The 774-nt window shown below is 72.6% G+C and carries 2 protein-coding genes; both read right to left on the bottom strand.

The genetic code is table 11. From position 1 onward, the window contains the following. On the bottom strand, positions 1–195 hold a 195-nt coding region (locus P5705_RS26180), incomplete at its 3' end, for a putative porin (RefSeq protein ID WP_277463751.1). A gap of 38 nt (positions 196–233) precedes the next feature. Beyond that, positions 234–774, bottom strand: a 541-nt coding sequence (locus P5705_RS26175; RefSeq protein WP_277463750.1) for an energy transducer TonB family protein, incomplete at its 5' end; no start/stop codon positions are given.

Genomic DNA, 774 nt, shown 5'->3' with positions numbered 1-774 from the left:
CTGGGCCTCGCGCTCGGCCTGGGCGATCAGCGCGTCGGCCTTGTCCTGCTTGAGCACGCCCTGCTCCACCAGCAGGCGGATCAGGTTGACGGTCGCGTTCTCCGACGGCGCGGCGTGGGCGACGGCCGGACCGACCGCGGTGGCGGCGGCCAGCAGGCCGAGCGCCAGGGTCAATCGGTTGACTGGGCACTTCATGGGTTTGCAACTCCTGTGGGTCAGTCGTGCTTCGTTGTTCATGGCCGGCGCCCCTGCAGGGCGATCTTCACCGGCAACGTCAGGCTGGCGGGCGGGCGTTGGTCGAGGGCCGGCGCCGAACGCAAGGCAGCGACCACCTGGGCGTCCACTTCGGGCTCGCCGCTGCCGCGCAGCAGCTCGACACGGGTGATCTCGCCAGCGGCGCTGAGCCAGATCTCGGCCTGCAGGTTGAACACCAGGTTGCGCAGCTCGGGGTTGTCGCGCAGCAGGCGCTGGAAGGCGTAGGCCAGGTACTGGCTGTAGGTGCCGTTGCCCAGGCCCCCACCGCCGCCACCGGCCATGCCGCCGCCCTTGCCGGCGCCGACGTTGAAGCTGTCGCCGCCCGCCTGCGCGTCGCCGTCCATCTGCATCGGCTCGGCCAGGTCCTGGGCCGGGTCCGGCGCGTCCTCGGCCGGCTTGACCTCCTCGGCCTCGGGCACCGGTTGCGGCTCGACGATCTTCTCCTCGACCGGTGGCTCGGGCTCCTTGGGCGGCTCCGGCGGCGGTGGCGGTGGGGGCGGCGGCAGCGGGATGATCGCC

It is taken from the genome of Pseudomonas entomophila (genome assembly GCF_029478665.1).
Classification (GTDB): domain Bacteria; phylum Pseudomonadota; class Gammaproteobacteria; order Pseudomonadales; family Pseudomonadaceae; genus Aquipseudomonas; species Aquipseudomonas entomophila_F.
Note: the sequence above shows the minus strand (reverse complement) of the source record. Positions and strands in the feature narration are given on the sequence as shown.